Here is a 13,182-nt window from a genome sequence, read left to right on the forward strand (position 1 = left end):
AGGCGCAAAGGCGCCGAGGAGGCTCCCGGACCGCCCGCGGAAAGCGAGTGCCTGGAGTGGAAATCAACGTTCGGATTTTTAAAACCCTCAAAAAACTGTAGACAAACTCGATTTTCATCGAGTTTGTCTACAGTCTGAAGGATGCTGACAATAATCAGCATCCTTTTTATTTAGTTTGTTATGATGAAAAGCAAATAAAACAAATAAACTTAGGGTTCCGGTTATGTATCATGTTCATCGACCAGAAAATAATCTCCTGATAATAATCCATTATTTACAACAACTTCAATTTTTATTTTTTCGGGCTATATTCTTAAATCAAAAATGACTTATTGAGTCAATTTTAAATCCTTGTTCTAGCAACCTAATAATCTTATCCAGACAACAAATAATTCAATTATGAATTCTAATGCTTATAGAATCTATGCACCAGAACAATTTATTTTTGGCACACTCCTTGCATGTTATTAGAATGACTTCTTTATTTTTCGAATGAAGAAAGGGGAGGACTAATGGATAGACCTTGGAACAAGCATATTCCGTCCGGAAATCCAATGGAAATTGATATACCTGAAATGTCACTAACAGACTTATTTTACCAATCAGTTGGACTGTATCCAGATAAAACAGCTGTTACGTTTATGGATCAAACGTATACATATTATGAGTTGGGGCAGCTAGTGAAAAGATGTGCCCGGTTACTTGCTGATGATGGGGTTAAAAAGGGAGATCGTGTGGCTCTTATGTTACCCAATTGCCCGCAATATCCGATTAGTTTTTTTGGAACGCTTTTGAATGGTGCGATCATTGTCCAAATCAATCCAATGTATAAGGCAAACGAATTGATACATGTCCTGAAAGATTCAGGTGCAAGACACATCATTGTGCTCGATAAGCTTTATCCCACGGTAGAAGCGATATTACCAGAAACACGTGTTGAAAAGACAATAAGCGTGTCTATGGAAAATGGCAGGTGTGAGCTGACAAAAAGGCTTATGAAAGTAATAGAGGAAGATTTTACTGTTCCAATTGAACCTGGTGAAGATGTTGCTGTCCTCCAATATACAGGAGGAACGACGGGGCGTTCAAAAGGTGCGATGCTAACACATCGAAACATAGTGGCTAACACCCTGCAAAGCGCGGCTACTTCACAAATCAATACTCAAAAAGCGAAGGAAAGGGTACTTGCCGTTGCTCCTCTATTTCATGTATATGGTATGACTTCAGCTATGAATCTGACGTTTTATAATGGAGGTAATTTAATTATAGTACCTCGGTTTGAGGTGGCAGAGATAGTTGATATTATTAATAAGCTCAAACCGACTATTTTCCCAGCTGTGCCGACGATGTTTATTGCTTTATTACAATATTACCAGTCACATCCTTTTGATTTGCGTTCTTTAAAAACATGCACTTCGGGTTCGTCTCCATTGCCTCTAAATGTATTGTCACGTTTTAACGAAGTAAGCGGATCGATGATTGCTGAAGGATATGGTTTGTCTGAGGCTTCACCAGTGACACATCGAAATCCAGTTATAGGCCTCCAAAAACCCGGAAGTATTGGGATTCCTATCCCAAATACAGATGCCGCAATTATTGACAGTATTACAGGTGAGCCGTCCCTTTTGGTTGATACGCCTGGAGAATTGGTTATTAAGGGACCTCAGGTGATGAAAGGGTATTGGGGCATGCCAGAAGAAACGTTGCAGGCGATTCAAAACGGATGGCTATATACCGGAGATATCGCAAAGATGGATGAAGATGGCTTCTTTTACATTGTCGGACGCAAGAAGGAAATGATTATCGCAGGCGGGTTTAATATTTACCCAATTGAAATTGAAGAGGTTTTTTACAGTCATCCAAAGGTACTTGAAGCAGCGGTATTCGGTGTTCCCGATCAATATCGTGGTGAAACCGTGCATGCAGCCGTTGTTCTAAAGCCAAATGAATGGATAACGGAAAAGGAACTGAATGTATACTGCCGAAAACAGCTCGCAGCCTTTAAAATACCGGAAGTAATCACGTTTCAAAGTGAACTTCCCAAAACGGCTGTAGGTAAAATTTTAAAACGAAAGCTTAAGGAAAAACATATAACTGCTTATTTTGCAAAAGATGAAAGCGTTAACAAATAATTCATAGATAAAAAGGGGAATGCAAATGGACTTCCGCTTAGATGAAGACATCTTGCTTTTAAAAGAAAATATTCGGCAGTTTATCGAAGAAGAAATCGAACCATTTTCAATGCAGATAGAGGAAGATGATCATATCCCGGAATCCATCATCAATTTATCGAAGGAAATCGGACTATTCGGACTCAGTATTCCAGAACAGTATGGCGGGCTAGGAATTGGAATGGTAGGGAAATGTGCTTTATATGAAGAAATCGGTAAAACACATAATGGATATACCACTCTGATTGGTGCTCATACTGGTATAGGTACGGTCGGAATCGTAGAAATGGGCAATGAAATGCAAAAGCTAAAGTACCTGCCAGATATGGCAAGTGGAAATAAAATTGGCGCTTTCGCTTTAACTGAGCCTGCTGCTGGATCTCATGCGACGAACCTAAAAATGACTGCTGTCAAAAGCGGAGAAAAGTATATTCTTAATGGGACTAAGCAATATATAACCAATGCAGATGTGGCCGATATTTTTACTGTTATGGCTGTAACGGATAAGGGAAAAGGAGCAAAAGGAATCACTTCATTCATTGTAGAGAAGGGGTTCCCAGGTTTTCATATTGGTAGCATTGAAAGGAAAATGGGACTTCGGGGTTCACATTCTGCCGAACTGGTTTTTGAAGATTGCGAGGTTCCGGTGGAAAATGTACTAGGGGAAGTTGGAAAAGGCTATGTAAATGCATTAAAAATCCTTGCAAATGGCCGGGCGGGACTTGCCGCACGAAATTTGGGGTCCTGCCAATACCTGCTTGATTTATCGACCCATTATGCTACTGAACGTGAACAATTTGATGTTCCGATTATCGATCATCAAGCAGTATCGCATATGATTGCTGAAATGGCGATGGAAATAGAAGCGCTCCGCTCTTTCACATACCGGGTTGCATGGATGGTCGATCAAAGAGAGAAAATTATTAAAGAAGCGGCAATGCTGAAGCTGTATGGTTCGGAAGTATATAATAGGGTCGCTGATAAGGCCGTTCAAATTCATGGCGGGATGGGATACATGAAGGATTATCCAGTTGAACGTTTCTATCGGGATGCACGAATTACTAGAATTTATGAAGGAACGTCCGAAATCCAGAAAAATATCATTACAGGACAATTAAAGAAAAAATATCAAAAATAGTTTATTGAGAAAATGGAGGGATTATTATGGATTTACGTTTATCAGATGAACAAAAAATGGTACAAAAAACAATACGCAAGTTTGTGGAAAATGAATTGATTCCTTTGGAAAATGAAGTACTTCGCAACGAAATAGCAGGAAAACCTAGTTTACCTGAAGGGAAATTAATAGAATTACAGGAAAAAGCAAAAAAAGCAGGGTTCTGGGGCATTAATACGCCAGTGGAGTATGGCGGGGCCGACTTAGGGCAGATGATGATGGCAATCGTCTTGATGGAAGTATCAAAAACGTTTGTACCTTTCAGCTTTGGCGGTTCTGCGGACAATATTCTTTATTATGGAAACGAAGAACAGAAAAAGAAGTACCTGATTCCTACGATTAATGGGGAGAAAAAATCCTGTTTTGCCATGACAGAGCCAGGAGCAGGGTCCGATACTCGAAATATTAAAATGACTGCTATAAAAGATGGAAATGAGTGGGTGTTGAATGGTGAAAAAACTTTCATTACAGGTGGAAATGATGCCGATTTCGTCATGGTCATTGCTGTTACCGATAAAGAACTTCATCAAGAAACTGGAACAGAAGGGGTCACCTGTTTCATCGTAGATCGGAACATGGGCTGGAAATCTGAGTATATTAACACGATGGGAGAATGGGGACCGGCGGGTTTAGTTTTCGATAATGTTCGGGTACCCGAGGAAAATATACTAGGAGAAGTGCATGGCGGTTATAAACTTGGCCTTGAGTGGATAGGTTTTGCAAGATGGATCGTAGGGGCACGGGCTGTCGGTTCTTCAGAAAGATTGCTACAAATGGCTATAGATTATGCAAAAGAACGCGTCACATTCGGTAAACCAATTGCAGAGCGCCAGGCTATTCAATGGCAAATTGCTGACTCGGCTGTTGAAATCGAAGCTGCAAGGTGGCTTGTGTTAAATGCAGCCTACACACTTGATCATGGAGAAGACAATCGTCATCTAGCTTCTATGGCTAAGCTCTATGGAGCAAATATGGGGAATCGGGTCGTTGATCGGGTGTTGCAAATACATGGGGGCATGGGTTATACGAAGGAACTTCCAATTGAACGCTGGTACCGTGAGGCAAGACTTTGGAGAATATATGATGGGACCGATGAAATACAGCGCATGATTATTTCACGGAATTTAATTAAAGGACATGTTAAATTAGGACAATTTTTATAATAGATTAGGAGGAAAAGAATATGACAGGAAGATTTTCAGGGAAAACCGCTTTAGTTACTGGTGGAAGCAGGGGAATTGGCCGAGCAATCGTAGAACTATTTGCAAGTGAAGGCGCAAAGGTTGCTATCATAGATATCAATGAGGAAGTTTTAACCTCAACAGGAAATGAACTAAGGGATCAAGGCCATACCATTTTTACAAAGATAGCAAATGTGGTAGATTCAGAAGAGGTAGAAGCATCAGTAAAAGAAATAGCTGAAACGTTCGGTTCGCTAGATATTCTCGTGAATAATGCGGGAGTCATTCGAGATAATTTACTTTTTAAAATGACAGATTCAGATTGGCAGACAGTAATGGACGTGCATCTAAAAGGTACCTTCAATGCGGTTCGTGCCGCTCAGAAGTATATGGTTGAAAACAAATATGGGAGAATTATTAATATATCATCCACCTCGGCACTCGGTAACCGCGGTCAGGCTAATTATGCAGCGGCAAAAGCGGGATTGCAGGGGTTAACAAAAACACTCGCAATTGAACTTGGTAAATATGGAATAACGGCTAATTCGGTAGCACCTGGTTTTATTGAAACCGAAATGACGAAAGAAACAGCACGGCGAATGGGAGTGAGTTTTGAACAATTTATCCAGGATAGGGCAAACAGTATTCCGGTTGCTAGAAGCGGTTTGCCAAGTGACATTGCTAATGCTGTTGCATTTTTCGCTGATGAAGCATCATCTTTCGTTAGTGGGCAAGTTCTATATGTTGCGGGTGGTCCAAAAAATTAAGTGTAAAGGCGGGATGATATGTTCAATGAAAGTATTGGAAAACAATCTAAACCGGTTAAAAATCTAGTTGAACGGGGAGCCGTTAAAAAATTTGTGTTAGCGATTGGTGATCCGCATCCGATTTTCATCGATGAAGAAAAAGGTAGGCAATCAAGGTATGGTACGAATATTGCGCCGCCTACTTTTCCAAGAGTCTTTGATTTTGGAACGATTGAAGGCTTAAACCTCCCAAATAAAGGCTTGATACACGGAGAGCAGATATATCATTATAACCGCCCGCTGAGGGTAGGAGAAGAAATTACCTGTTACACAGAAGTGAAGGACTACTATGAGAAAAAAGGAAAGCAAGGGGAGATGGGATTCCTAGCCTTTAAAAATTACGGGACAGATGTAAATGGAGAAATTGTTTTTACTGCTGAACAACTTGTCATTATCAATGAAACGATAAAAAGGATGGTGATGAGCAAGTGACGACATTAACCGAACTGCATATTGGCGATTCGTTACATTCGATAGAGCTTGACCCTGTAACACGTTTGGATCTTATTAAGTATGCAGGGGCATCAGGTGATTTCAATCCCATTCATACGATTGATGAAGAAGCAAAAAATGCTGGTCTGCCAGGGATAATTGCACATGGAATGTGGACGATGGGAAACCTCGCAAAGATTTTCAGTAATCTATATGAAATCGGGTTCATCGAAGAATACAAGATTCGTTTCAAAGGTATGGTTTTCTTGAATGATGTTATCACCCTTCAAGCAGATTTAAAAGAGAAAAAGGAAGATAAGTATTATTTCAATGTATCAGCCATCAATCAATATGGTAAGGAAGCGATCAGTGGTGAGGTTATTATTAGGACATATTAAAGGAAAGTAGTGGTGAAATTTATTTCATCACTACTTTTTTAGGATTAAAATTCGACAATATTAAAGGAGATTAGAAATCTATCCAGAATTGTACTAAAATAAGAATTCATATTGCGGCGGTGAATATTATTAATGAATCAAGTAAAACAGGATTCTCAGATTAATTTTCTCAAAGAGTGGATCTTTCCTGCTCTAGTCGTAGATTCTGAATACCGGATTAGGGGTTGGAGCAGTTACCTTAATGATCGGATAGGACAGAATGGGAAGGAACTACTTACCGAACAATTTGAAGAGTGGCAATTTCTCGATGATAATAGAATGGCAGCTGCGCGCCTGCATGACAAAAGGTATTTATTTTTATTTATGACACAATTGGATAATGGCAATATTCTTTATGTAGGCAATGAAACACAATTTTTGGATAATTTATTGGTTGATGCACATGAATCGGAAAAATTGAATCGCGCTCTTGATGCCATTATTGAAAATTCCTATGATGGGATTTATATCACTGATCAAAATGGCATTACTCTTTACACAAATTCAGCGATTGAACGGATTACTGGCATTCCGAAAGAGTATTATATCGGCAAATCCGTGGACCAATTAATAAAACGAGGCATTTTGAATACTTCGGTGACACATAAGGTTGTAAAGCTGAGGAGAACGGTTTCAGTCGTACAGGATAATTTTGCTGGAAAAGAAACATTAATTACAGGAAGTCCCGTTTTTAATGAAGAAGGAGAAATTGAACAAGTCGTTACGAATATACGTGATTTGTCAGATTTAAATGAACTGATGCATGAATTGACGAAAGTTAATGAATTGAATAATCAATATAAGCAGGAAATTGAAAAACTGCGAAAGATTACAAGTCAGGATGGGGTCGTTTTTGTCAGTGACAAGATGAAAATGATTTATGAGATTGCTGAAAGAATCTCGGATATTGATGCGACAGTACTGATCTTAGGAGAAACGGGTGTTGGAAAAGATGTGCTGGCACGTAATATTTACAACCGGAGCATTCGATCTAAAAAAGGAGATTTCGTCAAAATAAACTGCGGGGCAATTCCGGCGGATTTATTGGAATCCGAACTCTTTGGATATGAGGGCGGTGCGTTTACCGGTGCTAATCAAAAAGGGAAACCAGGGATGTTTGAATTGGCTGAGAGTGGGATTCTATTTTTAGATGAAGTCGGTGAGCTTCCCCTACAGCTGCAGGTAAAACTACTTAGGGCACTTCAGGAAAGGGAGATTCAAAGAATCGGAGGAACGAAGCCTAAAAAAATCGATGTTCGAATAATTGCAGCCACGAACCGCAATTTATTGGAAATGGTTAAAGCAGGTGAATTCCGCGAAGATCTCTATTACAGGCTGAATGTCATACCAATAACGATTCCTCCTTTAAGGGAAAGAAGAGAAGATATCCTAGCATTGACGGATTTATTTTTAACAAAAGCCAACGAACAATATAAATTCTCGAAAGAAATAGATTCGAGATTGAAAGGATATTTTTGTCAATATGATTGGCCAGGAAATGTCCGTGAATTGAATAATATAGTGGAAAGGCTCGTAGTCCTAACCAATAATCAATTACTTTCACTTAGCGATCTTCCGGAAGAATATCAGCAGCTAAATCAGAATCATTCTAACCATAAAGCCACATTTACTTTAAAAGAAGCGGTAGAAAGAGCGGAAAAGGAAATATTAACAAAAGCGGCGCAAACCTACCAAACTACATATGAAATCGCAGAAGCCCTGGACTCGAGTCAGGCGACTATTGTGAGAAAACTTAAAAAATATCAATTAAAGGTTAGTGAAAAGGATAGGTAAGTAAGAGGGGATTTCTGTTTTTCGGAAATCCCCTCTTACTATTTGTCGTTATAATAGGGACTATCTTTATTTTAGGTCTTCATTGACCTAATTTAATTCAAAAATGATTTTTTCAGTCAAAAGTGAATGGTGACAATCGCATATAGGACCTCTTTTTTCATTTATTTGATTCAATAATGAATTTTCAGGGACTTTGGAATAGCCAAAATCACTGTATTTAACTATGGCACAGCTCTTGCATAATTAATAAGGAATTAATCTACGGAATTTCAATGTAGAAAGTGTGAGGTGAGATAATTGAACGATCCAGTGGACCGCCCAATGGAAAGCGGTTATTCACAGATGATGAATTCTGCGAATATCCCTAAAATCAACTTTTACAGAATGCTTTCCAACACTGTAAAGAAGTTTGGGGACCGGCAGACATTTATTATAAAGAACAAATGATTACTTATCATCATTTGAGACGATTTGTGGATGGTCCTTCAACTGCTTGGCATAAGCCTGGGGCTGCTATTAAACTAGGAATGATCATCATACCAATCAACCCATTATGTACGGATAGAGAAATGCGAGAGATTCAAGAAGACTTTCTTGAAATACTTAGTCACCAGAAATGAAAGCGTTAACATGATGGGCGTTTTTCAGCTACTGCTAGCCCACGTATATATGTAGGGGTGAAAATAAAGAAATAAAACTCACATTGCCTTTTGAATATCTTGATGACCTTATCCATACTCCTTCGCAAGAAGCAACTATAAACCAAAAGTTTGTATGGCTGTGATTCAGTATACAGTCTGGACTTTCTGACAGATAAGAGGTGTGGAACTATCCCATAATAATTTAGTTGCCAATGTGATTCAGAACCAAAGTTTTTTCAATCGGGGATTCGGTTCGATGAGGAAGTAATCATGACGGCTTCTCCGCTTTATCATGTGTATATGATGACTATCACGATAAACCTGGCTGTTATGCTTTGTGCTGCCAATGTCATCTAGCCCAGGTTTCAGGCTAAACGGGTCAAAGTGACCATTTTTCCTCGAATACCCCAAATGTATAACTCTTTAATCAAAGAACTCGGTGATACTCACAATTCTTTGCATACATTAAAGCTCTGTTTATTTGATTCAGCCCCGCTGTCCCCTGCGGTGTAATAACAGTTTGAAAAGCTAACAAATATAAAAATTAATGAAGACTACGGTTTAACTGAGGCATCTTCATCCACTTATCGCAACCTGTTTCCGGGCGAACGAAAAGTAGTCAGTATTGGAATTCCTTTGTCGTTAACCGAATCTAATATCGTCAATGAGTTCGTTGAAGAGCTACAGTCTATTGTGTAGGGATTTTGATAGTGCGTGGTCCATGTTATGAGAGGAAACTTTCATAAAGTGGGGGGACAAGTCAAGCCATCCAGAATGGAAGGCACTATACTGGGTATGGCTTTTCTATTAATCCGCTGGAAGTCGAAAAAGTTCTGTATGAATACCCTGATGTGGCGGAAGCTGCCGTTGTTGGCATCCCGGATGGAACAAGTGGTTAAAAAGTTAAAGCCTTTGTCGTCGCCAAGCAGGGCAGAGATATCCATTTAGAAGCTTTGAGATGTCATTGATATCGATTGTTAACCCATTATAAAGTACCAAAGGCATTTCAAGTCAACCATGCCACGTAATGCTGTTGGTAAAATGCTGAAACGACTGCTCATTAAGGAAGAAATTGATAAAAGGAATAGTTTGATAAATGAATAAGTTGCCTTTCTCTTTTAGAATGGATAGGTTTCAAGGCATGGCTATGATTGTGAACCGAGTAGTGTGATAAAAATTCAATAAATAAGAAGGAGGAAGTAAATGGATATTTTAATCCAGCAGCTTTTTAATGGTTTGACAATTGGAAGCGTTTATAGTCTAGTTGCACTGGGATTGACGCTTGTATATGGAATTTTGCATATCCCAAACTTTGCCCACGGAGCTCTCTATATGTTGGGCGGGTACATCACATTATCAATGATGACATTATATGGCGTTAATTATTGGCTTGCTATGTTTGTATCCGTTATTGTTGTTGGTTTGATGGGTGTTCTATTGGAACGTTTCGTGTTCCGCTTGTTAAGGGAGGCACCGCCGTTGCACGATAAAATTGCGGCAATCGGAATCCTTCTTTTTCTTGAAGCCTTTGCGCAATTTGTCTGGGGCGCCGATTTCCATACAATGACTTCTCCTTACGGTCAAGTCGTAAACATCATGGGTTTGACGTTTACGCTGCAGCGCTTGTTGATTATCGTTTCGGCTATCTTAGTGATGATATTGCTTTATCTTTTCCTCAAGAAAACGTATACCGGTTCAACGATCATAGCGATGTCCCAAAGTCGTGAAGGAGCTTCACTTGTAGGGATTAATATCAACAAAGTTGCTATGCTGACCTTCATGATATCGGGTGGCTTAGCTGCCATTGCCTCATCTCTTGCTTCACCGATTAACCTTGTTTTCCCGGGAATGGGACATCTTGTAATTCTGAAGGCATTCGTCATTATCATTCTGGGAGGAATGGGAAGTATTCCAGGGGCGATTGTCGGAGGGTATATCCTTGGTTTCAGTGAGAGCCTGGGAGCAACTTATATTTCAAATGATTATAAAGACATCATTGCATTTGTTCTTTTAGTCGTAATTTTAACAGTGAAACCGACGGGCCTTTTTGCTAAGGGGGAGAGGTAGTATGAAGATTTTGACGAAACGAAATGGAATTATTGTTCTTATCATCCTAGCATTTTTATTCCCTATTATCGGTCAAAACGACTATTATCTCCATATGTTAACACTCTCATTCATTTGGGCGATTGCTGTTTACGGAATCAATTTGTTATCAGGCTACACTGGTTATCTCTCGCTTGCTCATGCTGGATTTTTTGCAATTGGTGCATACTCACTTGGTCTGCTGACGGTAAAAGCTGGAATGAATTTTTGGCTAGCTCTTGTGGGGGCCTGTTTGATCACATGTGCGATTGGATTTCTAATCGGATTAATAGCATTGAGAACAAAGGAACACTTTTTTGCCATATACACATTATGTGTTGGCTATATCATATATCTGGTCATCGATAAATGGGAGGGACTGACGGAGGGAGTTAGAGGGTTGATTGGCATCCCTGCCCCAAGTAATATCGGTCCAATAACATTCGATACGGCAGCTTCACAATATTATCTTGTCCTTGTGTTTCTGCTTGCAGTGATCTTGGTCATGTATCGGATTATCCATTCGTTAACAGGTAGAACGTATATGGCCATCAGGAATAGTGAGGACCTTGCTCAAACGATTGGAATATCAACGATGAAGAATAAACTGACGGCCTTTGTCCTTTCTGCATTTTTCGCAGGTTTGGCTGGAGCCCTGTATGCTTCATTCATTCGGTTTATTGGACCTGATATCGGCTCCACTTCTATTATGTTCGACCTGTTGATGTATCTCTTAGTCGGTGGAATTGGGACACTTTCGGGACCGTTGGTGGGAACGTTACTGCTCGTAATACTTTCGCAAAATCTGCAATTCCTTCAAGAGTATCGAATGTTGATCTTCGGACCTTTGCTTACAATAATCATCATCTTTTATCCACGTGGAATCGCCGGTGCCATCTTTGATTGGAAAATCAAGCGAAAAGATAAGAAGCCGCATGTGCTGAGAAACGATGTTCCTATCAAATTTGAGGAGGGATGAAAATGATTATTGAAACTAAGAATTTGACAAAGCGATTTGGCGGCTTAGCAGCAGTCAATAATGTAGATTTTTTGATTAAAAAAGGAAAAATCAATGCTATTATCGGACCGAATGGGGCGGGGAAATCCACTTTTTTCAACTTGATTAGCGGCTTTCATCGTCCAAGCTCTGGGACCGTCCTTTTTAAAGGAATTGATATTACCAAGCTTCCTGCTAATGCAATAGCAGGGCTTGGAATTTCAAGGACCTTCCAAACGACCAGCCTTTTTGATAAATCGACCGTTTTGGATAATGTCATTGTCGGACATAGACTGCGCACCAAATCGAATTTGGTAGACGCCATTCTAAATACAAAACGCTTAAAACGAGAGGAAGCGGCATGTCGGGATAAGGCTATGGAGGTGCTGGAGATTGTTGGATTAACGGATGTGGCTGACAAAATAGTCGCTAGTATTTCGCAGGAGGAAAAGAAGCGGACAGCAATCGCCCTTGCTCTTGCCACGGACCCGGAAATTATCTTTCTTGATGAACCTGCTGCTGGAATCAACCCGGATGAAACGGAAGGACTGACAGGTCTGATCAAGCAATTAAATCAATCCGGTCTTACGATTTGTTTAATCGAGCACAAAATGCATATGATCATGAGCTTGGCTGACCACATCATGGTCTTGAATTACGGAGAAAAAATTGCAGAGGGTACACCTAAGGAAATCCGGGGTAATGAAGCGGTGATTAAAGCCTATTTGGGAGGTAGTGCGAGTGCTTAAGTTAAGTAATGTTGCAGTCAGTTATGGAAGTTTTACTGCGATTAAACATGTGAATATCGAAGTTGCCAAAGGAGAGATTGTCGTTTTATTGGGTGCGAATGGAGCTGGTAAAAGTACGACTTTTCGTTCCATCAGCGGTATCAGTAAGCTGTCTCAAGGAGAAATTTATTTTCAAAATAGTCCTATAGGCGGTCAGGCCCCGGATAAGAATGTTCAAGCTGGAATTGTTCAGTGTGCCGAAGGACGTAAACTGTTTCCACAAATGACTGTTCAGGAAAATTTGAGGATGGGGGCATATGTGCATCGAAATAAAAAGGCGGAAATCAAGCATTCTTTGGAAAAAGTATATCATTTATTCCCGATTTTAAAAGAAAAGTATCATGATGATGCAGGAAGTCTGAGCGGTGGGCAACAGCAGATGCTTGCCATAGGAAGAGCATTAATGTCTAAGCCAAAGTTGTTGATGCTTGATGAGCCTTCGGTTGGACTCGCACCTTTGATTGTAGAACAGATGTTTAGGGTTATCGAAGAAATTAATCGGGAAGGAATCACCGTTCTACTTGCAGAACAGAATGCAAATGCTGCCCTCAGCATTGCAGATAAAGGTTATGTTTTTGAAAATGGAAAAATTGTCGTTCAAGGAACAGCGGGTGATTTATTGGCTAATGGTGAAGTACGGAAAGCGTATATTGGAGCATGAAAAAAAGAATGG

General features: G+C 39.9%; 12 protein-coding genes. All 12 read left to right on the forward strand.

What is annotated here, in order from left to right:
- Positions 1 to 512 precede the first annotated feature (512 nt).
- Positions 513 to 2,132, forward strand: coding sequence for a long-chain-fatty-acid--CoA ligase (locus ACQKMR_RS17940; RefSeq protein ID WP_427698513.1), 1,620 nt, complete (start codon positions 513 to 515; stop codon positions 2,130 to 2,132).
- Positions 2,133 to 2,157: 25 nt separating this feature from the next.
- Positions 2,158 to 3,309, forward strand: a complete 1,152-nt coding sequence (locus ACQKMR_RS17945) for an acyl-CoA dehydrogenase family protein (RefSeq protein ID WP_427698514.1) — start codon at positions 2,158 to 2,160, stop codon at positions 3,307 to 3,309.
- Between the two features lie 26 nt (positions 3,310 to 3,335).
- Positions 3,336 to 4,511 carry an acyl-CoA dehydrogenase family protein gene (locus ACQKMR_RS17950; protein ID WP_427698515.1) on the forward strand — a complete coding sequence of 392 codons (1,176 nt, stop codon included), beginning with the start codon at positions 3,336 to 3,338 and terminating at the stop codon, positions 4,509 to 4,511.
- 20 nt (positions 4,512 to 4,531) lie between these two features.
- The gene (locus ACQKMR_RS17955; protein ID WP_427698516.1) at positions 4,532 to 5,296 is read left to right on the forward strand and encodes an SDR family oxidoreductase; all 765 of its coding nucleotides are present in this window, start codon (positions 4,532 to 4,534) and stop codon (positions 5,294 to 5,296) included.
- A gap of 18 nt (positions 5,297 to 5,314) precedes the next feature.
- Complete coding sequence (locus tag ACQKMR_RS17960; RefSeq protein WP_427698517.1) at positions 5,315 to 5,767, forward strand: MaoC family dehydratase N-terminal domain-containing protein; 453 nt, start codon at positions 5,315 to 5,317, stop codon at positions 5,765 to 5,767.
- Positions 5,764 to 6,165 carry a MaoC/PaaZ C-terminal domain-containing protein gene (locus ACQKMR_RS17965; protein WP_427698518.1) on the forward strand — a complete coding sequence of 134 codons (402 nt, stop codon included), beginning with the start codon at positions 5,764 to 5,766 and terminating at the stop codon, positions 6,163 to 6,165. Before ACQKMR_RS17960 ends, ACQKMR_RS17965 begins: the two co-directional genes overlap by 4 nt.
- A gap of 132 nt (positions 6,166 to 6,297) precedes the next feature.
- Positions 6,298 to 7,998: a sigma-54 interaction domain-containing protein gene (locus ACQKMR_RS17970; protein WP_427698519.1), complete on the forward strand. Its 1,701-nt coding sequence runs from the start codon at positions 6,298 to 6,300 to the stop codon at positions 7,996 to 7,998.
- Between the two features lie 1,456 nt (positions 7,999 to 9,454).
- Complete coding sequence (locus ACQKMR_RS17975) at positions 9,455 to 9,538, forward strand: AMP-binding enzyme (protein ID WP_427698596.1); 84 nt, start codon at positions 9,455 to 9,457, stop codon at positions 9,536 to 9,538.
- 304 nt (positions 9,539 to 9,842) lie between these two features.
- Positions 9,843 to 10,706 (forward strand): branched-chain amino acid ABC transporter permease, encoded by an 864-nt coding sequence (locus ACQKMR_RS17980; RefSeq protein ID WP_427698520.1) that lies wholly within the window; start codon positions 9,843 to 9,845, stop codon positions 10,704 to 10,706.
- Position 10,707: 1 nt separating this feature from the next.
- Positions 10,708 to 11,703, forward strand: coding sequence for a branched-chain amino acid ABC transporter permease (locus tag ACQKMR_RS17985; protein WP_427698521.1), 996 nt, complete (start codon positions 10,708 to 10,710; stop codon positions 11,701 to 11,703).
- 2 nt (positions 11,704 to 11,705) lie between these two features.
- Positions 11,706 to 12,470: an ABC transporter ATP-binding protein gene (locus tag ACQKMR_RS17990; protein WP_427698522.1), complete on the forward strand. Its 765-nt coding sequence runs from the start codon at positions 11,706 to 11,708 to the stop codon at positions 12,468 to 12,470.
- Positions 12,463 to 13,170 (forward strand): ABC transporter ATP-binding protein, encoded by a 708-nt coding sequence (locus ACQKMR_RS17995; RefSeq protein WP_427698523.1) that lies wholly within the window; start codon positions 12,463 to 12,465, stop codon positions 13,168 to 13,170. The genes ACQKMR_RS17990 and ACQKMR_RS17995 overlap by 8 nt, the downstream gene beginning before the upstream one ends.
- Positions 13,171 to 13,182: the final 12 nt, after the last annotated feature.

The organism is Peribacillus sp. NPDC096540, assembly GCF_050278525.1.
Classification (GTDB): Bacteria; Bacillota; Bacilli; order Bacillales; family DSM-1321; genus Peribacillus.

What these genes read in the sequence shown, in the direction of transcription:
- ACQKMR_RS17960 (WP_427698517.1), top strand. Translation starts at nt 5,315, where the DNA reads ATGTTCAATGAAAGTATTGGAAAACAATCTAAACCGGTTAAAAATCTA.
- ACQKMR_RS17980 (WP_427698520.1), top strand. Translation starts at nt 9,843, where the DNA reads ATGGATATTTTAATCCAGCAGCTTTTTAATGGTTTGACAATTGGAAGC.
- ACQKMR_RS17950 (WP_427698515.1), top strand. Translation starts at nt 3,336, where the DNA reads ATGGATTTACGTTTATCAGATGAACAAAAAATGGTACAAAAAACAATA.
- ACQKMR_RS17945 (WP_427698514.1), top strand. Translation starts at nt 2,158, where the DNA reads ATGGACTTCCGCTTAGATGAAGACATCTTGCTTTTAAAAGAAAATATT.
- ACQKMR_RS17990 (WP_427698522.1), top strand. Translation starts at nt 11,706, where the DNA reads ATGATTATTGAAACTAAGAATTTGACAAAGCGATTTGGCGGCTTAGCA.
- ACQKMR_RS17985 (WP_427698521.1), top strand. Translation starts at nt 10,708, where the DNA reads ATGAAGATTTTGACGAAACGAAATGGAATTATTGTTCTTATCATCCTA.
- ACQKMR_RS17955 (WP_427698516.1), top strand. Translation starts at nt 4,532, where the DNA reads ATGACAGGAAGATTTTCAGGGAAAACCGCTTTAGTTACTGGTGGAAGC.
- ACQKMR_RS17940 (WP_427698513.1), top strand. Translation starts at nt 513, where the DNA reads ATGGATAGACCTTGGAACAAGCATATTCCGTCCGGAAATCCAATGGAA.
- ACQKMR_RS17970 (WP_427698519.1), top strand. Translation starts at nt 6,298, where the DNA reads ATGAATCAAGTAAAACAGGATTCTCAGATTAATTTTCTCAAAGAGTGG.